Annotated in this window: 22 protein-coding genes; 11 read left to right on the top strand and 11 right to left on the bottom strand. The window is 40.5% G+C overall.

Going from position 1 to position 22,700, the window contains the following annotated elements; translation table 11 throughout:
• Window positions 1-389 precede the first annotated feature (389 nt).
• From M1E96_RS19155 to M1E96_RS19140, 4 genes are all read right to left on the bottom strand, one after another.
• Window positions 390-593, bottom strand: a complete 204-nt coding sequence (locus M1E96_RS19155) for a hypothetical protein (RefSeq protein ID WP_337979630.1) — start codon at window positions 591-593, stop codon at window positions 390-392.
• A 16-nt stretch (window positions 594-609) separates the two neighbouring features.
• Complete coding sequence (locus M1E96_RS19150) at window positions 610-1,350, bottom strand: hypothetical protein (protein ID WP_337979629.1); 741 nt, start codon at window positions 1,348-1,350, stop codon at window positions 610-612.
• Window positions 1,351-1,830 (bottom strand): Hcp family type VI secretion system effector, encoded by a 480-nt coding sequence (locus tag M1E96_RS19145; protein ID WP_070925621.1) that lies wholly within the window; start codon window positions 1,828-1,830, stop codon window positions 1,351-1,353.
• Between the two features lie 485 nt (window positions 1,831-2,315).
• Entirely contained in the window at window positions 2,316-2,876 is a 561-nt protein-coding gene (locus tag M1E96_RS19140) for a YtfJ family protein (protein WP_070925619.1), read from the bottom strand.
• A 304-nt stretch (window positions 2,877-3,180) separates the two neighbouring features.
• Here M1E96_RS19140 and M1E96_RS19135 point away from each other — a divergent pair, with 304 nt between their 5' ends.
• The gene (locus M1E96_RS19135) at window positions 3,181-3,387 is read left to right on the top strand and encodes a DUF1107 domain-containing protein (RefSeq protein WP_070925618.1); all 207 of its coding nucleotides are present in this window, start codon (window positions 3,181-3,183) and stop codon (window positions 3,385-3,387) included.
• A 98-nt stretch (window positions 3,388-3,485) separates the two neighbouring features.
• Here M1E96_RS19135 and M1E96_RS19130 read toward each other — a convergent pair whose 3' ends face one another.
• Window positions 3,486-4,853 (bottom strand): hemolysin family protein, encoded by a 1,368-nt coding sequence (locus tag M1E96_RS19130; RefSeq protein ID WP_070925616.1) that lies wholly within the window; start codon window positions 4,851-4,853, stop codon window positions 3,486-3,488.
• A 265-nt stretch (window positions 4,854-5,118) separates the two neighbouring features.
• Window positions 5,119-5,769, bottom strand: a complete 651-nt coding sequence (msrA, locus tag M1E96_RS19125) for a peptide-methionine (S)-S-oxide reductase MsrA (RefSeq protein ID WP_283125981.1) — start codon at window positions 5,767-5,769, stop codon at window positions 5,119-5,121.
• Between the two features lie 258 nt (window positions 5,770-6,027).
• Between msrA and M1E96_RS19120 the strand changes: the two genes are divergently transcribed.
• Genes M1E96_RS19120 through M1E96_RS19110 form a run of 3 tightly spaced genes read left to right on the top strand, consistent with a single transcriptional unit; the run spans window position 6,028 to window position 11,888 of the window.
• A complete protein-coding gene (locus tag M1E96_RS19120) occupies window positions 6,028-7,770 on the top strand; it encodes an autotransporter assembly complex family protein (protein WP_070925613.1) in 1,743 nt (580 codons plus the stop codon).
• On the top strand, window positions 7,767-11,537 hold the full coding sequence (locus M1E96_RS19115) for a translocation/assembly module TamB domain-containing protein (protein WP_070925610.1): 3,771 nt from the start codon (window positions 7,767-7,769) through the stop codon (window positions 11,535-11,537). Before M1E96_RS19120 ends, M1E96_RS19115 begins: the two co-directional genes overlap by 4 nt.
• A gap of 3 nt (window positions 11,538-11,540) precedes the next feature.
• Window positions 11,541-11,888: a gamma-glutamylcyclotransferase gene (locus tag M1E96_RS19110; protein ID WP_070925608.1), complete on the top strand. Its 348-nt coding sequence runs from the start codon at window positions 11,541-11,543 to the stop codon at window positions 11,886-11,888.
• A gap of 224 nt (window positions 11,889-12,112) precedes the next feature.
• On the opposite strand, the gene ppa is transcribed toward M1E96_RS19110, so the two are convergent.
• Together ppa and fbp are read right to left on the bottom strand one after the other, a co-directional pair.
• Window positions 12,113-12,643: an inorganic diphosphatase gene (ppa, locus tag M1E96_RS19105; RefSeq protein ID WP_070925606.1), complete on the bottom strand. Its 531-nt coding sequence runs from the start codon at window positions 12,641-12,643 to the stop codon at window positions 12,113-12,115.
• A gap of 211 nt (window positions 12,644-12,854) precedes the next feature.
• Entirely contained in the window at window positions 12,855-13,862 is a 1,008-nt protein-coding gene (gene fbp / locus M1E96_RS19100) for a class 1 fructose-bisphosphatase (RefSeq protein ID WP_140181069.1), read from the bottom strand.
• Between the two features lie 167 nt (window positions 13,863-14,029).
• Here fbp and mpl point away from each other — a divergent pair, with 167 nt between their 5' ends.
• Window positions 14,030-15,409: a UDP-N-acetylmuramate:L-alanyl-gamma-D-glutamyl-meso-diaminopimelate ligase gene (mpl, locus tag M1E96_RS19095; RefSeq protein WP_349485529.1), complete on the top strand. Its 1,380-nt coding sequence runs from the start codon at window positions 14,030-14,032 to the stop codon at window positions 15,407-15,409.
• 196 nt (window positions 15,410-15,605) lie between these two features.
• Here mpl and argR read toward each other — a convergent pair whose 3' ends face one another.
• Window positions 15,606-16,076, bottom strand: a complete 471-nt coding sequence (argR, locus tag M1E96_RS19090; protein WP_070925602.1) for a transcriptional regulator ArgR — start codon at window positions 16,074-16,076, stop codon at window positions 15,606-15,608.
• Window positions 16,077-16,566: 490 nt separating this feature from the next.
• Here argR and mdh point away from each other — a divergent pair, with 490 nt between their 5' ends.
• The gene (gene mdh / locus M1E96_RS19085; protein ID WP_140181067.1) at window positions 16,567-17,505 is read left to right on the top strand and encodes a malate dehydrogenase; all 939 of its coding nucleotides are present in this window, start codon (window positions 16,567-16,569) and stop codon (window positions 17,503-17,505) included.
• An 82-nt stretch (window positions 17,506-17,587) separates the two neighbouring features.
• Here mdh and M1E96_RS19080 read toward each other — a convergent pair whose 3' ends face one another.
• A complete protein-coding gene (locus tag M1E96_RS19080; protein WP_070925600.1) occupies window positions 17,588-17,860 on the bottom strand; it encodes a helix-turn-helix transcriptional regulator in 273 nt (90 codons plus the stop codon).
• 516 nt (window positions 17,861-18,376) lie between these two features.
• On the opposite strand from M1E96_RS19080, the gene M1E96_RS19075 reads away from it, so the two are divergent.
• Together M1E96_RS19075 and M1E96_RS19070 are read left to right on the top strand one after the other, a co-directional pair.
• Window positions 18,377-18,724, top strand: coding sequence for a DNA-binding protein (locus M1E96_RS19075; protein ID WP_319067335.1), 348 nt, complete (start codon window positions 18,377-18,379; stop codon window positions 18,722-18,724).
• Between the two features lie 131 nt (window positions 18,725-18,855).
• Window positions 18,856-19,218 (top strand): DNA-binding protein, encoded by a 363-nt coding sequence (locus tag M1E96_RS19070; RefSeq protein WP_070925597.1) that lies wholly within the window; start codon window positions 18,856-18,858, stop codon window positions 19,216-19,218.
• 32 nt (window positions 19,219-19,250) lie between these two features.
• On the opposite strand, the gene ispB is transcribed toward M1E96_RS19070, so the two are convergent.
• Window positions 19,251-20,222: an octaprenyl diphosphate synthase gene (gene ispB, locus M1E96_RS19065; RefSeq protein ID WP_319067334.1), complete on the bottom strand. Its 972-nt coding sequence runs from the start codon at window positions 20,220-20,222 to the stop codon at window positions 19,251-19,253.
• 335 nt (window positions 20,223-20,557) lie between these two features.
• Here ispB and rplU point away from each other — a divergent pair, with 335 nt between their 5' ends.
• The 3 genes from rplU (at window position 20,558) to cgtA (ending at window position 22,451) form a co-directional block, all read left to right on the top strand.
• Window positions 20,558-20,866 (top strand): 50S ribosomal protein L21, encoded by a 309-nt coding sequence (gene rplU, locus M1E96_RS19060; protein ID WP_004915752.1) that lies wholly within the window; start codon window positions 20,558-20,560, stop codon window positions 20,864-20,866.
• Window positions 20,867-20,885: 19 nt separating this feature from the next.
• A complete protein-coding gene (gene rpmA, locus M1E96_RS19055) occupies window positions 20,886-21,143 on the top strand; it encodes a 50S ribosomal protein L27 (protein WP_070925593.1) in 258 nt (85 codons plus the stop codon).
• 132 nt (window positions 21,144-21,275) lie between these two features.
• Window positions 21,276-22,451 carry an Obg family GTPase CgtA gene (gene cgtA / locus M1E96_RS19050; RefSeq protein ID WP_369427287.1) on the top strand — a complete coding sequence of 392 codons (1,176 nt, stop codon included), beginning with the start codon at window positions 21,276-21,278 and terminating at the stop codon, window positions 22,449-22,451.
• The last annotated feature ends 249 nt before the right edge of the window (window positions 22,452-22,700 follow it).

Below are 22,700 nucleotides of genomic sequence, written 5' to 3'. Positions count from 1 at the left end.
AAATGAAAGTGATGATTTATATTATTTACAGCTACTATAATAAACAAGAATAGATTATTGTATGAGGCCATAGTGAAAAGACGAAACATAGATAAGTTAAGTAAAGATGATATTGCCAAACTTAGTTTAATCCATTCATCTATTGGAACTGCAGATAGTTTTGACTCATGGTTTGAAGAATCAATAGCAAGTAAAAAAACACCAAGAGTATTAATTTTAATTTTTATAATAAATTACATAACACTTGTTTTTTTTATGGGGGCCCCATTAATTCTATCGCTAATACCTTTAACAATCGCATATTTAGTTCCTGTGATAATATTTACTTTTATAATGTCATTAACAAAAAGAATACCTTTTTTTTTCTATTTAAAGATCAAATTAAAAATTTATTTTTTTTCTTGATTCAATTCAAGAATTAATTTTAATTTAATTATTGAGGTCGTTGCTGCATACAATAACATTGGTTTATTTCCTAGCGCTAATTTTCTTTTATAATTTTCACTAGTCCATTTAACAATTCTAAATCCAACATTATCAGGAAAGTTACGTGCAAAAATTCCCACTTTTCTTAAACCATTGGGAGTCTCCATTGGAAGATTTTTTATTTCAGTTCTTTTTTTTTGGATCAATAATTTTAAATGCAGCAAACCCCACATAGATATTATTAACAAAATCAATATCATAATAAACTTTCTTAGCTGTTATACTATCACCACCTAAAGCGGAAACACTTTGTTCTATTAAAAATTTAGTTGGATCTCCTCCAAGGTTTAATTCACCATCGCTAAGCTCATAGGTAATATCAGAAATACCTTGATATAAACGTCCTCCTCCATAAGCCATACTTATAGTACCTGATGTTTTCATTCCTTTACTTCCAATTTTTTTACCCACATAAAAGGTAAAAGCTCCCATTGTAGTTTGAATTGCACCTCCTAATATGTCTAAACTTTTGTCACTATAAAAAAGCCACCCTTCACCAAAATAAGATCGAGTAGCATCATACAGTTCTTTACTTGCCTTTCTTAGTTGTGAATAAGCTAATTTCTCTGATTCGTATTCCAGCTTAATTTCTTCTGTGTACTTGTAAAGTTCAGGCCAATTTCCTGTTGACCCCATGTTTTCTTTAACCCAATCCCTAGCACCATCTATTCTCTGATATCTAGCTTTGTTATTATATAATGCAATATTAAAATCAGCGCGAATCAATCTGATAACTTCATTAATTTCACTTCTGTAACCTTGTTTACAGTAGGGATCATCAAGAAAATATCTTGCAGACAGTTCTGATATTTTTCTTAACTCATTTGCATACCATTCAAAAGTTTCTTCTGGGGTAGAAAACATTTAGAAAACCCTTTCATCCCATATGCTGTACGAACTGGTTCCTGCAATCACATGTTCCCATGTGACCGACTGAAACTTAATCGATACAGATTCTTCTGGTTGAGCTTGGTTATGACTAACTGAATTAGGGTAAAAGCAATTTAAACTAACAATTGATGCCCCTGTTAATTTTATTTTGTAATATAATTCTAGCCCACCACTCATTGATGTTCTATAGAAAGCAAAGTCACAAGTTAATATTTCGTTAGATACTAAAGATTGCGAGAGTAGTGGGGACGATTTATCTATTGGTTTTCTAATATCGATGGGTTGAAAACTCACATTTTGATCCATTGATAAGTTAGAAGATAGTTCATGAATGAGGATCTCATCTTCATGTCCATTTTGATATTTATTTCCAATTGAATCTATTGTTGAGCACCCCTTTGAGATTAGTCCTTGCTTGTTTCCTTTTAACGTAAGATAGATAATATTCGCCATTTGAGTATTCCTATTATAAAAATTTAATATAAGTTTAGATAATACAACAGCGCAACCCTAAGTTAAATATATAATTAGATTATCGAGCTTAAGAATATTAAATAAAAATGGGGTATATACTCTAAATAATTAGAGATGCAGATAGGCGACAAGTGAAGATAGGCGGGGAGCATAGATAAACTCTATGACTCGACTCGCTGAGTGTAATCAACAACCCTGCAACTTGAAGTATAACGAGTATAGAAAAATAATTCCAAGCTGAGAATATAGGTATTATTACTCAGGAATTGATTAGGGTAATAATAGCTCACCGATATTACCTAGAGTGATGATTTTTTATGGCTCTATTCAGGATAATTATTCATAATGTTGATCATAACGCTTGAGACATAATTCAGAATAACTGTCTGTTTTTGTAATCGACATTTTCAATTTTTATGCTATTCGCTAGTACACAGTTACTGTGTACTAGCGGTTAAGTCATACTAATTAGTTAATTCAGTTTTAATCAGTTCAATCACTTTATTGATTTCAGGGGCTGTGAGTGCGCCATCTTTAAAATAAAGTACATTGCCTTGTTTGTTCAATATGATAATCGCTGAGCTTTCAGGGGCGAGGCTCCAAGCTTGCTTCACAACACCGTCGCTATCGACAATAAATTGTGAGTAAGGAAATTCTTTTTTGCTGTCCTCAACACTATTGCTAACAAACACGCCTGTACCAAAAATAGCATCATCGGCATTAATAATTGAGGTCGTTTGATAACTATCATGTGGGAAGCTGGCTTTTTTGATCGCTTCAATTAATGGTGCATTGAGCTCTTTCGCGGAGGAGCGGCCTGCAATATGCTGAATTGTCCGAACTTTTCCCGGTAACTGTTGGCTTTTCCACTCTTGGTATGAAAATTTCCCTTCTTGGTTTAAGAGCATTTCACCTTTGTCTGTCACAGTAACGGCTGGAACGGGTTGATTGAGCTGGATTTGGCTTGCAAAAGCGGTTGATGATAAAGCCAGTAAGCAAGCAAATAAAAAATTCTTTTTAATCATTATGTTACCTCATTTTTGTGATTGCCTTACATCAAATGGCAATGTGTGACGGTGAAGGTACTAAGTAGTTACTGTTATAGCATAGCTCATCCGATGAGTTGTGAGATGAAAATTAACATTTTTGCAAAATTTAGCATAACTACACAGTTTTTGCGGTTATTGACAGAGAGTTTGCAGTGTCATTTTCTGTAAATGAATTGAATAAAACTGCAATAATCGAACCAAAGTAAACATTGCTGGTCTATTATTAACGAGCGGTATGAGTGAACGAGTATCGTCAGACAAAAGGAAAGGAAAAGTTCTAATGAAAATATTTAACCGTTATAACCCATCCAAAATTGCACTCTACGTTAAAACGCTATTCCGTGGTCGCCTATATATTAAGGATTTTGGCGCTTTTGAATTTAACTATGGCAAGATTTTACCACCTAAGGTGGGTGATAAACGCCATTACAATGTGATGAGTGAGGTGAACAAACAAATTCTTGTTTTGCAAACTGAGTTGGGGTGATTGCTGTTAGTATCAATAGTTATGCTGTGTTGCTATTGAGCTAAAAACAGCGCCACATAAAGTGGCGCGTTAACAAGAAACGGCTTCGCTGTAAGACATTAATCTTTGATATTTTTTGTTGGTTGTTCTGCGTTAGCCGTTTCGGTGTTGTTTTTACCTGCTTGTACGACAACGGGTGCTGGTGGTGTCGTTAGACGAGTCACAAGCAGCTGGTCAATCTTATAGTTATCAATATCGACCACTTCGAATTTATAACCTGCATACTTCACATAGTCCGTACGTTTTGGCATTTTTCTCAGGCGGTACATCATAAACCCTGCGATGGTTTCGTAGTTGCTGAAATCAGGGAAATCATCAATATCAAGAATACGCTGTACATCCTCAATTGGTGTGCCACCTTCGACTAACCATGAGTTCTCGTCACGTGTGACAATTTGTTCTTCTTGTCCGGGGCCGAGTAAGTCACCCATTAATGTGATCATAACGTCATTAATCGTGATCACTCCCATGACCATGGCATATTCATTAAGAATAACCGCAAAATCAACACCATTGGCTTTAAATGCCTCTAGAGTATCAGAAAGCGATAGCGTATCAGGGATCATTAATGCAGGCTGAATATGTACACCATCTTTTAAATTCAGGCTTTGTCCATTTAGTACGCGATTCAGCAGTACTTTTGAGTCAACATAGCCAATCACATGGTCAATGTCACCGTTACATACCAAAAACTTCGAATGAGGCTCTGTTGATATTTTATGTTTGATGCTGTCTTCAGATTCTTGCTTATCAAAGTAAATAATACTTTCACGTGGCGTCATTGCTGAAGGAACTGTACGAGATTCTAATTCAAATACGTTTTCAATCAGCTCATGTTCTTGTTTACGTAATACACCTGCCACTGCACCTGCTTCAACGACCGCAAAAATATCATCAGACGTGATATCTTCATTACGTGCTGTAGGCAATTTGAAAATTTTGAAGATAAGGTTAGCAAGGCCATTAAAAAACCATACAAATGGACTAAGTACTGCGAGGCAAAAGCGCATTGGATTGACAATGTGGACCGCGATCGCTTCTGGTTTTACCATGCCAATACGTTTAGGCGTTAAGTCAGCGACTAAAATGAATAGGCTAGTGACAATGGTGAATGACAGAATAGAGGCGACCTGTTGTGCCCAAACAGGTGATAGGAAGTTAATAAAAATATCCTGTAGTGCGGGAGAAAAGGCGGATTCACCAACAATACCTGCTAAAATGGCGACAGCATTTAGGCCGATTTGTACCACAGTAAAGAATTTACCCGGCATTTCTTGTAATTTGAGAACGCGAGCTGCATTGATATTGCCTTCATCGGCCATCAGTTTCAATTTAATGCGGCGGGAGGCTGCCAGTGAAATTTCTGACAACGAAAAAAATGCGCTAATTGCACATAATAAAAGAACGATCAGTAAACTATTAAGCATAAATTATCCAGATAATACCTTCAGGAACATATGATCCTTGGTAATGTAGGATCCCCTGAAGGTAACTGTCCTTACTACACAGATAAAAGTGGCGCGGAGTGCGCAAAATTTGGTTAGTCACGTTAGTATAGCATTAGGTTAAATTATCTGCCTATACTTGTCATACTTCAAGTTGTAGCGTTGTTGGCTGCACTAAGCTAGCCAAGTCATAGAGTTTATCTATGCTCCTCGCCTATCTTCGCTTGTCGCCTAGCTGCATCTCGAATTATTTAGAGTATAAGTTTATGTTTGGCGGCAAGCAAATCCCAATCCCCCCTAATCCACAGTAGCCCGCTGGATTTTTGTGTAAGTATTGTTGATGATAGTCTTCTGCAAAATAAAACGCATCTAATGGTGCAATTTCAGTGGTGATGGTTCGTGAGTCTTGCTGTGCCTTCATTGCTTGTTGATAGGCATTCAGTGTGGCTTGTGCTTGCTGTTGCTGTGATTCAGAAATTGTGTAGATTGCTGAACGATATTGGGTTCCAATATCGCCACCTTGACGCATGCCTTGGGCAGGATCATGATTCTCCCAAAATAGGGTTAATAAATCAGCGTAGCTAATGACTTGTGGATCAAAGACAACACGGACAATTTCTGTATGGCCAGTTAGGCCAGTGCAAACCTCTTCGTAAGTTGGGTTTGGGGTGATCCCCCCGCTGTAGCCGACAGATGTTGAATATACCCCCGGTTGTTGCCAAAATAGTCGCTCTACACCCCAAAAGCAGCCCATAGCAAAATAAGCCGTTTCAGTATTGTTCGGAATATTATCAATCGAATGATGGTTAACTGCATGATATGGTGAATGAGGGATCGCACATTGTCGACCGGGTAATGCTTGTGAAATACTCACTGGGTGTAATTTATTGGAAGACATAACAGAACCTTATAAGTGATGGTGTGCAATTTAAGTAAAAATACTCATCGTATTTCAAGTTGTAGCGTTGTTGACTACGTTCACTCGTGCCAGTCACAGAGTACTCTATGCTGCTAGCGGCTCGTTCGCGTGTCGGCTAGCTGAAACTTGAATTATTTAGAGTAAATTAGGATAAAAACTTGTATCTAATGTTTATTTTACTCAAAATAAATTGATATTAAGTGTTTAGTCAAACTATCAATGATCTTAGGAGCGGGCGTGTCAAAATACCCTATCATCTGTTTTCTCTGCTTAACGGCGGCTGTGCCTGTAGCGTATGGTGCAAATCTTCGCCTTAATATTGAAGGACTTGAAGGGCAAACAAATCAGAACGTCCGCGTTCAACTTTCCAATATTTCTCAAGATGAAGTGGCTCCTAATGGTCGTTTTCGCGCTCGAGTCACTAAAGCGATCGAAGAAGGGCTAAGACCACTTGGCTATTATGAGCCTAAGATTGAGTTTAGTTATCAAGAAAACAAGCCTCCCGCACGTTCAATATTAACGGCAAAAGTCACGTTAGGTGAACCGGTCACGGTGCAAGGCGTGAAGGTGATATTAGAAGGGGGCGCAAAAACTGACCCCAACTATGCCAAAATGATAAAAAATAATACCCCTAAAATAGGGACTATTCAAAATGATGGCGAATATGAAAGTTTTAAAGGGAAATTTAGCAGTTTAGCTATCCGTGAAGGCTACTTTGATGCCGTTATGGAAAAAAGCCAACTGGGTATTTCATTAGATCATCATGCATCTTATTGGGATTTCGATTTTAATAGTGGTGAACGTTATCGTTTCGGTGCTATTTCCTATGAAGGTTCACAAATTCGCTCTGATTACCTCAACAACTTAGCGCCTTTCAAAGAAGGTGAATACTATACTTCAGAGCAGCTTGCTGAGTTTAACCGTAGACTTGCAGAAACAGGTTGGTTTACCTCCTCAATTGTGACGCCAAATATTGCCAAAGCGCGTGAGAACCATACAGACATCTTACCGATGGAAGGCGTGATGGTTCCTCGGGCAAAAAACTTTGTTGAGTTAGGCGGCGGCTATGCGACAGATGTTGGTCCTCGAGTAAAAGCGACGTGGAATCGGCCATGGGTAAACTCGCGTGGGCAAAGTATTACGTCCAATATTAGTTTATCTCAGCCAGAGCAAATCATTGACGCGAGCTACAAAATCCCCCTAAAAGCGAATCCACTTGAGCAATATTATGCGGTCCAAGGGGGTTATAAGCGCACTGATTTAAACGATACAGAATCAGATACAACGACTTTGAATGTGTCACGTAACTGGGATTATTCAAGTGGTTGGCAGTATGGCGTTAATATGCGTTGGATGCTGAGCCACTTTACGCAGGCCGATGTAACGAATACCACCATGTTACTTTACCCTGGAGCAAATGTAAGTCGAATTCGTCAGCGCGGTGGGGTCATGCCGAGTTGGGGAGATAGCCAACGTTATTCAATCGATTACTCTAATGAAATCTGGGGTTCTGATATCGATTTTCTTGTCTTGCAAACGAAACAAGTGTGGATCCGTTCACCTTGGGAAGGACACCGCTTTGTTGTCAGAGGCAATTTAGGTTGGATAGAAACCAATAACTTTGACAAAGTGCCACCTGATTTACGTTTCTTCGCGGGGGGGGATGGCAGTGTGCGTGGTTATGGCTACCAAAAAATTTCACCAGAAGATAGCAAGGGCAAGCTGACAGGGGCATCAAAACTGGTGGTAGGCTCTATCGAATATGATTACAACTTCACGGGCAATTGGTGGGGAGCAGCCTTCATTGATAGCGGTGAAGCGGTTAATGACATTAAGAAAAGTGATTTTAAAACGGGGGCGGGGATTGGTGTCCGTTGGGTTTCACCAGTAGGGCCAATTAAGTTTGATTTGGCAACCCCGATAGGTGACCCTGATAATAATAAGATTCAATTCTATATCGGCTTGGGGACTGAACTATGAAATGGATGAAGTGGTTTAAATGGATAAGTCTCGCCGTTTTATTAGTACTGGTCTTAGTCTTTGCGGCATTGGGATGGGTACTTGGCACGCAATCAGGCCTACATTTTGCACTAAATAGCGCAACGCGCTTTGTTCCGGGGCTGGAAATCCGTTCTATTGAAGGTGACATTCGCGACTTAACCTTAGCAGGCGTTAAATATCAAATGCCGGGTGTCGATGTGAATGCAGAGAAAATCCATCTTGCTTTACGTTTACGTTGCTTAACTCATCGTGAATTGTGCATTGACGATCTTTCGACTGAGAATGTTGTGGTCGATGTTGATACTTCAAAAATGCCACCTTCGGAAGAAACTCCGCCTTCAGAGCCGTTAACGGAATTGAATGCGCCATTAACTATCAGCCTCAATCAGCTGCAATTAACATCAACTAAAGTGACTGTTGATGGAACGAATATTGATTTAGCGAAGTTCAAAACGGGATTGCATTGGCAGAAAAAAGCACTGACATTAGCCCCGACTGACATTATTGATTTAGCGATTAATTTACCTGTCAGTGAAGAAAAGCAGCCTGAGCAGCCAGTGCCAGAAACCCCTGTGGGTGAAGAGAAGCCGATAGGTGAAACGTTAAAGGCATTGTTTGAAAAACCTTTATTAGCTGAATTGCCTGAGGTCATTTTACCTGTTGATTTGAATGTTGAAGGTATCAATGGCTCGAATCTACAACTTTCTGGTGCAACAGAGGCATCTATCAATGATTTGCGCTTGCAGCTGTCTAATGATGGGCAAAATGTTTTACTGAAACAGTTTACTGTTGATGCACCACAAGGCAATGTTGCTTTGTCAGGTACGGCAACTTTAAAAGATAAGTGGCCTGTATCCCTATCGATTACAGGGGAAAGTCGTCTTGATGACCTAAATGGCCAAAAAATTGATTTATCCTTGAAAGGCGGATTGCTTGAAGAACTAAAATTGGCTTTAAATCTTAGTGGCCCCATTAATGCAACATTGAATGCGGAAACTGACCTTGGTCAAGCCGATCTACCTATTTTACTGACCTTAGAAAGCCAAAAGTTAACATGGCCTTTGGTAGGCGATGCTCAGTATCAACTGGATGGCACGCGTTTACGTTTAAACGGGCGTCCATCTGCCTATGATTTATCACTGCGTTCAGCGATTACAGGTCAAGAAATTCCACCGTCAACTCTGATGTTAGACGCGAAAGGTAATGAAGAGCAAATTAACATTACCCGCCTACGCTTAGCCGCTCTGCAAGGTAATGCAGATATTACGGGGGTGGCAGATTGGAGTAAGGCGATCAGTTGGAATGCAGTGCTGACGCTATCGGGTATTAATACCGCCAAACAATGGCCCGAATGGCCAGCGAAGGTTGATGGTAAGATCGCCACGCGAGGGAGTTTGTATGGCGGTAGCTGGCAAATGCAAATCCCAGATATTTCCCTTGATGGCAATGTGAAAAATAACGTTTTAAAAGCACGTGGCCAAGCTTCAGGTAATGCGGCTGGGCAGTGGGATATACCTGAATTCAAACTTGCCTTAGGCAAAAATCAGTTGGATGTGAAAGGAAATCTTGCTGAGAAATGGAACTTAGATGCGAAAATTAACGCGCCGGGGCTGGATGGTATTCTACCAGGCTTAGGCGGCGTCATTCTTGGTGACATTAAGTTACGAGGCGATCTCACCGCCCCTGAAGTGGTAGCTGATTTAACAGCACGTGGCGTTAGATGGCAAAAAGACCTTGCTATCGATAATGTGGCCATTAAAGGTAATGTTGCTTCTGGCGAGCAAATCAAAGGCGATTTATCCGTTGTTGTACGCCAGTTAAAACAAGGTGACCTTGTGGTCAGCAATTTGACATTAGACGCTAAAGGCAGCGAGAAAAAGCACACTTTAAAATTAGATGTCAAAGGTGAGCCTGTTTCAGGTCATTTAACCTTAGCGGGTGGTTTCGATCGTCAAACAGAGCAATGGAAAGGTAACCTAAGCAATACGCTATTTGAAACCCCTGTTGGTGAATGGCAGCTGAGTAAAGTTATGGCATTGGATTATGCCAATCAAACACAAGAAGTGACGATCGGAACCCATTGCTGGGTCAATACGAATGCACGTCTTTGTGTGCCAAAACCGATCAAAGCTGGAAAAAGTGGTAGTGCTGACATCGTGTTAGAGCGCTTTGATTTGGCGATGTTAAAACCTTTCCTAACCGATGAAACGCGTGTTCAAGGTGTTTTCAGTGGCAAGGCTAACGTAGTATGGAAAGATAATGGCAGCTTGCCACAAGCTAAAATTGATCTGAAAGGTAATGGTGTCAAAGCCGTTCAGCTGGTGGATGGCACGCGTTTACCATTGGAGTTTGAAACACTGACGCTCAGTGCTGCATTACAAAATGGTAAAGCCAATTTGAATTGGTTATTTAAAATTGCTAATAACGGCCAACTGAAAGGTAATATCCAAGTTTCTGACATTGAGAAAAAACGTCAACTTTCAGGTAATGTGGAAATCAACGCTATTACATTAGCCATGATTAAGCCACTGATTGGCGAGAAAGAAGTGGCAAATGGTGACTTAAATGCCAATTTACGCCTCGGTGGTAGCGCCAATAATCCATTGTTGAATGGTAATTTGGCACTTTCTGGATTGGAAGTGAAATCGTCATTAATTCCATTTGATATTAAAAGTGGTAATTTAGGCATTGCTTTTAATGGCACAAGCTCGGTGATGACTGGTCAAATCAATACGCCAGAAGGTTATCTCAACATCAATGGTGATGCGGATTGGCGTAAAGTGGATGCATGGCGAGCCAAGGTGATGGCTGTGGGGAATAACCTGCGTGTCTCTATCCCACCGATGATCAAAGTCGATGTGCAGCCTGATATTGTATTTGAAGCTTCACCTTCACTACTGACGCTAAATGGTAGTGTGAATATCCCATGGGCGCGTATTACCGTACAGGAGATCCCTGAATCAGCGGTAGGGGCATCTTCTGATGTGGTCATGTTAGACAGTGATCTGAAGCCAATTGATGAAACTAGTACGCCAATTCCAATTCAAACTAATTTGGATATTAAAATTGGTAATGATGTGCAATTGGATGCCTTTGGTTTGAAAGCGCGCTTAACGGGTATGCTGAAAGTGTTGCAAAACAAACAAGGCTTGAGTCTCAATGGGCAAATTGATATCCCGTCAGGGCGTTTCCATGCTTACGGCCAAGATTTGCTTGTACGTAAAGGGCAAATTCAGTTCTCTGGGCCACCGGAACAGCCGTTCTTGAATCTAGAGGCTATTCGTAATCCAGATAACACGGCTGATGGTGTTATTGCAGGCGTTAAGGTCACAGGACTTGCAGACAAACCAAAAGTCGAGATATTCTCTGAGCCAGCCAAAACTCAGCAAGAAGCACTATCCTATCTGTTACGCGGAGAAGGATTAGATAGCGGAGATGCTAATGGCTCTCAGATGACCTCAATGCTCATTGGGCTTGGTGTGGCACAAAGTGGACAGCTTGTCGGTAAAATTGGTGAGACATTTGGGGTATCTGATCTGGCGCTCGATACCCAAGGGGTAGGTGATAAATCCCAAGTGGTCGTGAGCGGCAAAATTACTAACGACCTACAAATTAAGTATGGTGTTGGTATATTTGATTCATTGGCAACGCTAACATTACGTTATCGATTAATGCCTAAATTATATTTGGAAGCAGTGTCTGGTGTTAATCAGGCTCTTGATCTCCTTTACCAATTTGAGTTTTAGAATATGCGTGTAATTGTTTATGGCAGTTTAAGGCGCAAGCAGGGAAATCATCACTGGATGACTTATGCTCAATTACTTGGAGAGCATAAGTTAGAAGGCTATGAGCTTTACGATCTTGGGTATTATCCAGCAGTTGTCAAAGGAGATGGGGTGATTGAATGCGAAGTTTACCGTATCAATCCCTCTATTTTGACTGAATTAGATGAGCTAAAGAAAAACTCACAGGACTATGTCCGTGAATTAATTTCTACGCCATATGGTAATGCTTGGATTTACCTCTATCGTCATTCCGTTGACGGCTTGCACCGCATCAAGAGTGGTGATTGGCTAAAACGCCACGAAGAAGAGTAGTGTCAGTAAATGCCGATATCTCATATAGGATATCGGCGTTTTTCAGATATGAAAAAGGCTCTAACAGTCCTGTTAGAGCCTTATATACTCGTCATACTTCAAGTTGCAGCGTTGTTGACCTAGCTTGCTCACGCCAGTCACACCGTTTTCTATGCTGCTAGCGATTTGTTCGCTTGTCGTTGCTGCACCTCGAATTATTTAGAGTATCCCCCCGAAAGGGTTAATTATTTCTTCGCAGCGCGTTCGAAAGAAGCGATGATTTCAGCTTTAGCGGCTGCTGCATTATCCCAACCATCAACTTTAACCCACTTACCTTTTTCGAGATCTTTATAGTGTTCAAAGAAATGTGTGATTTGTGCGCGCAGTAATTCAGGCAGATCGTTCACATCTTTAATGTGATCGTATTCTTTGCTCAGTTTTGTGTGTGGTACTGCAACCAGTTTCGCATCTTCACCTGACTCATCAGTCATTTTCAGTACGCCAACTGGGCGGCAACGGATCACTGAACCCGGTTGTAATGGGTATGGGGTAGGGACTAACACATCAACAGGATCACCGTCTAAAGACAGCGTGTGGTTGATGTAACCATAGTTACATGGATAGAACATCGCGGTAGACATGAAACGATCGACAAACAGAGCGCCAGAGTCTTTATCAACTTCATATTTGATTGGATCTGCGTTAGCAGGGATTTCGATAATAACGTAGATATCTTCTGGCAGTTCTTTACCTGCCGGTACATTGTTCAGGCCCATGGAAAAGTATCCTTTATGTTAAAAACTAATATAGTCATCAATATGTTAAGTCGTAAAAAATACAACTGCTATCATGATTGATACATAACGTGGGGGGTATTATAGCCGTAAAGAGGGGTAAAACTCACTAGTTGGTAGGACATTCATAAAAAAAAGCTGAGAATGCAAAACAAAAAAGGCGAGATTTCCCGCCTTTGCTCAGTGAAACAGATTATTCAGTGTCAGGGAATTCACGCATGAATGATTCTGCTTTTTCAACCATAGACTCAGTTCCAACAAAGAACGGTGCTCGTTGGTGAAGCTCACTTGGGATAATATCTAAGATACGATCACGGCCATTACTCGCTTTACCGCCGGCTTGCTCTGCAAGGAAAGCAATTGGGTTGCACTCGTACAATAGACGAAGTTTACCATTTGGATGACTTGCTGTGCTTGGGTAGATATAAATGCCACCTTTTAGCAAGTTACGATGGAAATCTGCGACTAATGAACCAATGTAACGTGTCGTATATGGACGCCCAGTTGCCTCATCTTGTTCTTGGCAGTACTTAATGTATTTTTTAACCCCCATAGGGAACTTGATATAGTTACCTTCGTTGATTGAATACATTTTTCCTTCTGCTGGAAACATGACTTTCTCATGAGATAGGCAGAATACGCCAAGAGATGGATCATAAGTGAAGGCATGCACGCCACAACCCGTAGTATAAACTAGCATGGTTGATGAGCCATAAACAACATAGCCAGCGGCGACTTGACGATGACCTGGCTGCAAGAAATCAGCTTCAGTCACAGGTTGGCCAATTGGAGTTATACGATGGTAAATTGAGAAGATTGTGCCGACGGAAACGTTTACATCGATATTTGAAGAACCATCCAGTGGATCCATTAAAACGACGTATTTCGCGTTTTCTGCACGGTCACCTTCGAAAATGACAATTTCGTCTTCTTCTTCAGAGGCAATACCGGCAACTTCTCCGCGTGCTTTCAAAGCCGCTTTCAGTTTTTCATTTGCATACAGGTCAAGCTTCATTTGGACTTCACCTTGAACATTCGAAACACCGCTCGTGCCAAGAATGTCTACCAGTCCAGCTTTATTAATATCACGATGGATAATTTTAGCGCCCAGTTTAATCGCTGACAGTAACGCCGTCAGCTCTCCTGTTGCATGAGGAAAATCTTGTTGCTTATCGACGATGAATTCGCCTAATGTTTTCATGACGAAGGTCCTGAATATAATTGACAGAGGTTTGCAGGGAGGGATTGTACCTTACCCTGCGCGTGGAGTTTATCTAAATTAAAAAAAGATTCATAGGTTAATGCATTTATAAACCTGTATTTGATGGGTAGAATAGTGACAAACCTCATGCTATTGGATGGAAAATAATGCACATACATATTTTGGGTATTTGCGGTACGTTTATGGGAAGCTTGGCAATACTGGCTCGTTCACTTGGTCATAAAGTCACGGGCTCTGATGCAAACGTGTACCCTCCTATGAGTACGCTGCTCGAAAAACAAGGTATTGAACTAATTCAAGGTTATGATCCTAGTCAGCTCGAACCCAAACCTGATATGGTGGTTATTGGCAATGCAATGACCCGCGGTAATCCATGCGTAGAAGCTGTATTAGAAAAAGGTTTAACTTATACTTCTGGCCCTCAATGGCTACATGATCATGTGCTACCTGAGCGTTGGGTGCTTGCCGTTGCGGGGACTCATGGTAAAACCACAACCGCGGGTATGTTAGCGTGGATTTTAGAAGATTGTGGCTACAAACCAGGGTTTTTAATTGGTGGTGTACCAGGAAATTTTGAGGTTTCCGCACAATTGGGAGAAAGCCCATTTTTTGTGATAGAAGCTGATGAATATGATTGTGCATTTTTCGATAAACGCTCGAAATTTGTGCATTACAGCCCAAGAACATTGGTGCTCAATAATCTCGAATTCGACCATGCAGATATTTTTGATGACCTTGAAGCGATCCAAAAGCAATTCCATCACTTAGTTCGCATTGTACCAAGTAGTGGCAAAATTTTTATGCCTGATAATGATTCGAACTTAAAGCAAGTAATGGGGATGGGGTGCTGGAGCGAACAAGAACTTGTTGGTGAACATGGTGAGTGGCAAGCTCGTAAATTAAGCCATGATGGCAGCCAATTTGAAGTTTTCTACCAAACTAAAAAAGTGGGTGAAGTAAACTGGTCGCAAGTGGGTAATCACAATATTCATAATGGGTTAATGGCGATTGCCGCCGCGCATCATGTTGGTGTTCCCGCTGAAGAAGCTTGCCGAGCATTGGATAAATTTATCAATGCCCGCCGTCGCTTAGAATTACGTGGTGTTGAAAATGATGTCAGTGTTTATGATGATTTTGCACATCACCCAACGGCGATTTTAGCGACTTTAGAGGCATTACGCAGCAAAGTTGGTGGTACTTCGCGTATTATTGCAGTACTGGAACCTCGCTCTAATACCATGAAGATGGGGATCAACAAAAATGATATCGCGCCAGCGCTTGGGCGTGCTGATGAAGTGTTCTTGTTCCAACCGCCGAATATTCCTTGGATGGTCACTGATATTGCAGAAAATTGCGTTCAACCTGCGCGCTGGAGCTCTGATATTGAAACATTGACTAATATGGTGATCGAAACGGCACAGCCAGGTGATCATATTTTAGTCATGAGCAATGGTGGCTTTGGTGGGATCCATAGTAATTTATTGGCAGAACTAAAAAAGAAAGCCGAATCTGCTCACGAAGAGTAATGCTTTCTCATTAAACCATATTCTAACTAATTGAAGTGCAGCCAACGACACTACGGTTAGAAGTATAACGAATATATTGGCAGCTTAGGCTGCCTTTTTCATTGCTATTGCTAATAAACCGGCTATATAAAGACAGGTCAGCAACAAAATATCCAAGTGAGAAGGCGAGAAGCTCCCGCCTGTAAGAGTATTTTTATTAAAGCTCTTGATCAAACAGAGTGAGAATCGCTTCGTAAAGCTCTTTTGTAGTGAAGTTATTGGCAGGGGTTGAAAAAATGGTATCGTCACCCGCGATACTTCCTAAAATCCCCTCTGCTTTGCCTAAAGAATCTAATAAACGGGCGATAAGTTGTGCTGCGCCTGGACTCGTTCTAATCACAACCACAGAGTGGTTATAGTCGATATCAAGAACAAGATTTTTTAATGGGCTAGTGGCAGTCGGTACGCCCGGCTCCGTTGGTAAGCAATAGACCATTTCCATTTTTGCGTTACGAGTGCGCACAGCACCGAACTTTGTTAGCATTCTGGAAATTTTAGATTGGTTGATATTTTCAAACCCTTGTTCTTGCAGTGCGATCACTATCTCTGCCTGAGAACTAAATTTCTCTTCTTTAAGTAGGGCTTTAAAAGCCTTAACCAAGTCTTCTTGTTTAGACGGTGTACGCATAATTAACCCATCCTTTGACAATAAATTGAGTTGCATTATCCGTAAATGTGAATTTTTATGCAACAAAATTGCGTGATGATGATTTTATATACTGAATTTGCGATGAATTAAATGAACAAAATAGTAATTTATTTTAAGTAGTTACCTATTTTAGTGAGAAAATTTGGCTGATCGCATAGAGAGATAATGCAATTTGCTAATAAAAGGTGTAAATTTTTTGTTAATCACTTTGTGAAGTAAGTCATGATTAGCAGTAAAAACAGTTTATTATGCAAAAATCAATAGTGATAAAAACTATTTGTTAAAAAAGTGCCCGTTATCTCATTAACAGATAAGGATTTTGTTTAGAATAGACAGAATCAATGTGAAAAAATATTTGCGTTAATATGTTTCAGCATCTGTTAATGAATTGTTTTTTATCGGTAATGTACTAAATACATAACAAGATGAATTCATATACTTTTTAAAGTACAAATAAAGGAGTTTCAGAATGAAAGTTGCAGTTCTCGGTGCAGCAGGTGGTATCGGTCAGGCTTTGGCCCTTCTTCTTAAAAATCAGCTCCCAGCAGGTTCAGAACTCTCTCTCTACGACATCGCACCAGTAACTCCAGGTGTCGCCGCAGACCTTAGCCACATTCCTACCGACGTTAAAGTTGTTGGTTTCTCAGGTGAAGATGCAACTCCAGCGCTAGAAGGTGCTGATGTTGTTCTGATCTCGGCAGGTGTCGCACGTAAGCCAGGTATGGATCGTTCAGATCTATTTAATGTTAACGCAGGTATCGTTCGTAATTTAGTGCAACAAATTGCGGTGACTTGCCCGAAAGCATTGATCGGTATTATCACTAACCCAGTTAACACCACGGTTGCTATCGCTGCTGAAGTACTGAAAAAAGCAGGTGTATATGACAAAAACCGTCTATTTGGTGTGACAACACTGGATATTATTCGTTCTAATACTTTCGTTGCTGAACTGAAAGGCAAAAAAACTCACGAGATCGAAGTGCCAGTTATCGGCGGGCACTCTGGCGTGACTATCCTACCTTTATTATCTCAAATCCCTGGTGTGAACTTCACTGATGAAGAAGTCGCTGCATTAACTAAGCGTATTCAAAATGCGGGTACCGAGGTTGTTGAAGCAAAAGCGGGTGGCGGATCTGCAACGTTGTCTATGGGCCAAGCAGCTGCACGTCTTGGTCTATCCCTGATCCGTGGTCTGCAAGGTGAACCTAATGTGATTGAGTGTGTTTACACCGAAGGTGATGGTGAACACGCACGCTTCTTCGCTCAACCAGTTCGCTTAGGTAAAAATGGTATTGAAGAGCATATCTCTTTCGGTAAGTTGAGTGACTTTGAACAAAAAGCACTGAAAGAGATGCTAGAAGTACTGAAAAAAGATATCGAGCTTGGTGAGAAATTCATTAACGGTTAATTACTGTTAATCGCCTCATCATTGTTTGATGAAAACCGCTGATTTGACATTGACTGTCGAACAGCGGTTTTTTTATGTTCTTTCAACTCTGTAACTGTGGCTTATCTCTTACTTTTCTTTCCAACAATTCACCTGTAACTGGATTGAAATAGCGACTTGGCCATATTTCAGAGGGATGGATCTCGAGGAAATTAGCAATAATCCATTCACCTTTTGGCCATGGACGAGATAATGCATTAGCAAGTGTTGATGAACTCAGTCCCGCATGGCGAGAAATCGCGGCTAAAGTTGTGCCTCGCTTACGTAAAGCCGCAATAATATCTGCTGGGTGCCAATCCGATTTCCGTAAAATCATTTTTTAGTCCTTTTTTTACTCAGAATCATGTAGAGTTAGTGGTACATCTAACAGGAGATTGTGATACATTCACTGCAATCGTCCTGTTATTGGAAATAAAATAACAGAAATTTCCCAAAAGTATTTCTAATTTTTTCTGAAAATTCAGTTTTATGAAAGGTATTTTATTTTTGTGAAATATGAGAAAGATTTAGCATTTATATTTGTGAGCTAATATAAGATATTGAAAACAAAAACTAACTATTTTTAGTTATTTGTAAAAATTGGCATATTAACGATTATAGTTAAAAGTATTTGTAATATAGAAGCAACATAAAGAGAAAAAAGATAACTGTCAGTGAGTTTTTAGCCAATTTATTGTTATTAAAAGAAATTAAAATACATTTTACATGTATAACTCATAAACTAACTAATAATTAATTTTCATAAAACAAAAGAGAATAAGGTTATTGAGAAAATAAAAACATTTTTCAGCAATTATTATTAAATTGTACATCGTGACTAGGAGGGTCAGGCATGCAAAAAGAATGGTTAACAGCGAAAGAGTTAGTCGGTTTAAAGGGATTACCAATGACGACTCAAGGTATTAATGCAATGGCGCGTAGAGAAAATTGGCTATGCCGTAAGCGGCGAGGCATCCAAGGTAAAGCACTCGAATATCATATTAATAGTTTACCAGAAGGCTTATTTGAACCTTCCTCTGTTTATGAAGCGCCTATGTCTTATCAAGTAAAGCACCATGACAGTGCATTTATTTGGCAAGAGATTTACAACCAACTTTCAACAGCAGAGCGCGGTAAGATATTGGCATTTATTATGCGTGAAGGCGTAATCGCATTAGTAGATTTAATTAATAAAAAATAATTTACCTGAAAAATGAATTGAAGGTAATTAATGAAGAATATCTATATAACAGAACATTATTCTTGGTTAATAACCGTTAGATATAACAGCCTCAACGGCAGATTTCATAATATAAGTTCGAAAGAGATAATATGAAAAAAATGTGGTTCACTGCGAAAGAATTAGCAGGTTTAGAAGGCTTACCTACCTCTCCTCAAGGCATCAATTTAATGGCAAGAAGAGAAGGGTGGAAAAATCGTCGTAAGCGTGGTGTGCAAGGTAAAGCGGTAGAATATTATCTCGATAGCTTGCCAGGGGAAATACAGAACCAATTGAGTCTTGCTGAACCTACTGTTGGCTATCAAAGCCATAGAATGGATGGCTCTCAAATCTGGACGGAAGCGTATTACCAGCTTACAGAAACCGAACGAGATAAAGTGGTTAAATATATTCTGCGTTACGGTTTGTCATCATTATTGGTTCAGATAGATAAAGAAGAAAAAGGGGAAGAATAGGTTCATTCCCCCTTCAACTCACACCGTTTAGGCTACGAGTGACGTGAAATAGCGACTTCGGCGAGGCTGATAAGCGCATCTTTGTATATTGAATCATCAATGATACTCAAAGCATCAATGGCTTTTTGTGATTCTTGTTGTGCCCGAGTATAGGTATATTCAAGAGAACCACAACGTTTCATGGTTGCAAGCACGGCTTCTAACAGGTGGCGGCCATTACCTTGTTCAATTGCTTGGCGGATCATTGCTGATTCTTCTTCAGTACCATTATTCATGGCATGGAGAAGAGGAAGCGTTGGTTTTCCTTCATCAAGATCGTCGCCCGTATTTTTCCCTAACTGAGTGTTATCTGCATCATAATCGAGTAAATCATCGATTAATTGAAATGCAGTGCCGAGATAGCGGCCATAGTCTTGGAGTGCTTTTTCTTGTTCGGGCGTTGCCGATGCTAAAATAGCAGAAGCATGAGCAGCAGCTTCAAATAAACGCGCTGTTTTACTGTAGATCACCTGCATATAGTTATCTTCAGTAATATTGGGATCGTTGCAGTTCATCAGCTGTAAAACTTCACCTTCAGCGATCACGTTAGTCGCTTCTGACATTAGCTTTAATACACGCATTGAATCCAGATCCGTCATCATTTGAAAGGATCGCGTATAAATAAAGTCTCCGACAAGAACGCTAGCTGCATTTCCAAAGACAGCATTCGCCGTTTGTTTACCCCGCCGCATATCAGATTCATCAACCACATCGTCATGCAATAATGTTGCGGTATGGATAAATTCAATCAAGGCTGCAACTTGGATATGTTTATGCCCTGAATAGCCGAGGGATCGTCCAGCCAATACTGCGATCATCGGGCGGATCCTTTTTCCGCCGCCGCTAACAATGTAATAACCAAGCTGGTTAATTAGCGCAACGTCTGAATTCAATTGACTGAGGATCGCTTCGTTTACCGCTGACATATCCTCGCTAGTCAGTTCAACAATAGATTCTAAATTCATTGTAATTTATTCATATTATTAAATTTTAGCCGCTACCAACTCATAAAAAGGGTGCTGCCATTGGAACAGTTATCTTGTAAGCATAACATTAATATTTCTAAGATAATTAGTTGTAATGCAAAAAATGTTTAAATAAGTAACAATTCGAGTTATTCATCATAAATTAAGGGTTAGTTAGCGCATCGAATAAAAAAGTCGGTTTTTTTGTGATCTAACTGCATTATTGGCTTGTGTTTCGATGCTTTTTTGCGTAGAATTCGCGCCCTATTGTGAATATTTTATAGCGTGCTCTTGCATTAAATTTTTTTAGCGGGTACGCGGAAAGCGGAGTTAATATGTACGCGGTTTTCCAAAGTGGTGGTAAACAACACCGAGTTAGCGAAGGTCAAACTGTCCGCCTAGAGAAGCTGGACATCGCAACAGGTGAAACTGTTGAATTTGATCACGTTCTGATGGTTGCTAACGGCGACGATATCAAAATCGGCGCTCCTGTCGTTGAAGGCGTTAAAGTTAAAGCGGAAGTGGTTGCTCACGGTCGTGGCGATAAAGTTAAAATCGTTAAGTTCCGTCGTCGTAAACACAGCCGTAAACAACAGGGTCACCGTCAGTGGTTCACTGATGTTAAGATCACTGGCATCGCTTAAGATTTAGGAGAGCAGATTAATGGCACACAAAAAGGCTGGCGGCTCGACTCGTAACGGTCGCGATTCAGAAGCAAAACGTCTGGGTGTAAAACGTTTTGGTGGTGAAGCTGTATTAGCAGGTAGCATCATCGTTCGTCAACGTGGTACTAAGTTCCACGCAGGTAACAACGTAGGTTGTGGCCGTGACCACACTCTGTACGCTTTAGCGGACGGTAAAGTTAAATTTGAAGTTAAAGGTCCTAACAATCGTAAATTTATCAGCATCGAAGCTGAATAAGTTTTCTGACTTTTAATTCGAATTAAAGCCCTGCAAAAACTTTTTGCGGGGCTTTTTATATTCAAAATACGCCATCTCTGGGTAATACAGCCATCCAGCATTATAATATGGCTATCAAACGGAGAAAGAATTATGAAATTTGTTGATGAAGCCAAAATATTGGTTGTGGCGGGAGATGGTGGCAATGGTTGTGTCAGCTTCCGCCGTGAAAAATATATTCCAAAAGGCGGGCCTGACGGCGGTGACGGCGGTGACGGCGGTGACGTCTACTTACAAGCAGATGAGAACCTCAATACGCTAATCGATTACCGTTTTGAAAAGTCTTTCCGTGCTGAGCGCGGTCAGAACGGCCAAAGTCGTGAATGTACAGGTAAGCGTGGTCAAGATATCACGATTAAAGTACCTGTAGGAACGCGTGTACGCGATTTAGGTACTGGAGAGATACTTGGAGATATGACGCGTCACGAACAGCGTCATATGGTTGCTAAAGGTGGTTTTCACGGTTTAGGTAATACCCGTTTTAAATCCTCTGTCAACCGTGCTCCACGTCAACGTACCATGGGTACGCCGGGTGAAACGCGCGATTTGATGCTAGAACTGATGCTATTAGCTGATGTAGGGATGTTGGGAATGCCTAATGCAGGCAAATCTACCTTTATTCGCTCAGTATCAGCAGCAAAACCAAAGGTTGCCGATTATCCATTTACAACACTTGTGCCTAGCTTAGGCGTGGTACGTATGGATAACGAAAAAAGCTTTGTGGTTGCAGATATCCCTGGTTTGATTGAAGGGGCCGCAGAAGGTGCAGGTTTAGGGATCCGTTTCCTTAAACACTTAGAGCGCTGTCGGGTGTTATTGCACCTAATCGACATTTGCCCAATTGACGAGTCTGATCCTGTTGAAAACGCCAAGATCATTGTTAGCGAACTTGAAAAATACAGCGAAAAACTTGCAGAGAAACCACGTTGGTTAGTCTTTAATAAAGTGGATATTCTCGGCGCTGAAGAGTCTGCTATACGTGCGGCTGAAATTGCTAAAGCAATGGGCTGGGAAGATAAATACTATATGATCTCTGCGGTAAATCACGAAGGTGTCAAAGCACTGTGCTGGGACATTATGGAGTTTATGGAAACTCAACCTCGTGATATGGCAGTGACAGAAGACGAGAAACAACCTGAAAAAGTTCAATTTATGTGGGATGACTATCATAAAGAGCAGCTCGAAGGTGCAGAAGATCTCGACGATGATTGGGATGACGACTGGGATGATGAAGACGACGAAGGCGTTGAAATCATCTATCAAAAGTAATCGAACGATCTAAACTCCCATAAGATGGGACTCAGATTGCGGACAAAGCCCTAGCTTTTTAGTTAGGGCTTTTATCTAGCTAAGCTAGTATAAATAGTGCTCTAACCGATGCGTTAAAAAAACGCTCACCTCAGCAGTATCAGTTCGAAGCAAGTGGCTTTGCGAAGATCATCTGATTGGTAAAGTCGATATCATCATATAGGATCCGTCATGCTTCAATGGATCTAAAGCTTATTATTCTAACCATTC

The organism is Providencia sp. PROV236 (assembly GCF_033676985.1).
Taxonomy (GTDB): Bacteria; Pseudomonadota; Gammaproteobacteria; order Enterobacterales; family Enterobacteriaceae; genus Providencia; species Providencia manganoxydans.
The sequence above is the reverse complement of the archived record's forward strand: the minus strand, read 5'-3'. Positions and strand labels throughout refer to the sequence as shown.

Coding starts and splice junctions, on each gene's coding strand:
- M1E96_RS19155 (WP_337979630.1), bottom strand. CDS start 593: ATGGAGACTCCCAATGGTTTAAGAAAAGTGGGAATTTTTGCACGTAAC.
- M1E96_RS19150 (WP_337979629.1), bottom strand. CDS start 1,350: ATGTTTTCTACCCCAGAAGAAACTTTTGAATGGTATGCAAATGAGTTA.
- M1E96_RS19145 (WP_070925621.1), bottom strand. CDS start 1,830: ATGGCGAATATTATCTATCTTACGTTAAAAGGAAACAAGCAAGGACTA.
- M1E96_RS19140 (WP_070925619.1), bottom strand. CDS start 2,876: ATGATTAAAAAGAATTTTTTATTTGCTTGCTTACTGGCTTTATCATCA.
- M1E96_RS19135 (WP_070925618.1), top strand. CDS start 3,181: ATGAAAATATTTAACCGTTATAACCCATCCAAAATTGCACTCTACGTT.
- M1E96_RS19130 (WP_070925616.1), bottom strand. CDS start 4,853: ATGCTTAATAGTTTACTGATCGTTCTTTTATTATGTGCAATTAGCGCA.
- msrA (WP_283125981.1), bottom strand. CDS start 5,769: ATGTCTTCCAATAAATTACACCCAGTGAGTATTTCACAAGCATTACCC.
- M1E96_RS19115 (WP_070925610.1), top strand. CDS start 7,767: ATGAAATGGATGAAGTGGTTTAAATGGATAAGTCTCGCCGTTTTATTA.
- M1E96_RS19110 (WP_070925608.1), top strand. CDS start 11,541: ATGCGTGTAATTGTTTATGGCAGTTTAAGGCGCAAGCAGGGAAATCAT.
- ppa (WP_070925606.1), bottom strand. CDS start 12,643: ATGGGCCTGAACAATGTACCGGCAGGTAAAGAACTGCCAGAAGATATC.
- fbp (WP_140181069.1), bottom strand. CDS start 13,862: ATGAAAACATTAGGCGAATTCATCGTCGATAAGCAACAAGATTTTCCT.
- mpl (WP_349485529.1), top strand. CDS start 14,030: ATGCACATACATATTTTGGGTATTTGCGGTACGTTTATGGGAAGCTTG.
- argR (WP_070925602.1), bottom strand. CDS start 16,076: ATGCGTACACCGTCTAAACAAGAAGACTTGGTTAAGGCTTTTAAAGCC.
- mdh (WP_140181067.1), top strand. CDS start 16,567: ATGAAAGTTGCAGTTCTCGGTGCAGCAGGTGGTATCGGTCAGGCTTTG.
- M1E96_RS19080 (WP_070925600.1), bottom strand. CDS start 17,860: ATGATTTTACGGAAATCGGATTGGCACCCAGCAGATATTATTGCGGCT.
- M1E96_RS19075 (WP_319067335.1), top strand. CDS start 18,377: ATGCAAAAAGAATGGTTAACAGCGAAAGAGTTAGTCGGTTTAAAGGGA.
- M1E96_RS19070 (WP_070925597.1), top strand. CDS start 18,856: ATGAAAAAAATGTGGTTCACTGCGAAAGAATTAGCAGGTTTAGAAGGC.
- ispB (WP_319067334.1), bottom strand. CDS start 20,222: ATGAATTTAGAATCTATTGTTGAACTGACTAGCGAGGATATGTCAGCG.
- rplU (WP_004915752.1), top strand. CDS start 20,558: ATGTACGCGGTTTTCCAAAGTGGTGGTAAACAACACCGAGTTAGCGAA.
- rpmA (WP_070925593.1), top strand. CDS start 20,886: ATGGCACACAAAAAGGCTGGCGGCTCGACTCGTAACGGTCGCGATTCA.
- cgtA (WP_369427287.1), top strand. CDS start 21,276: ATGAAATTTGTTGATGAAGCCAAAATATTGGTTGTGGCGGGAGATGGT.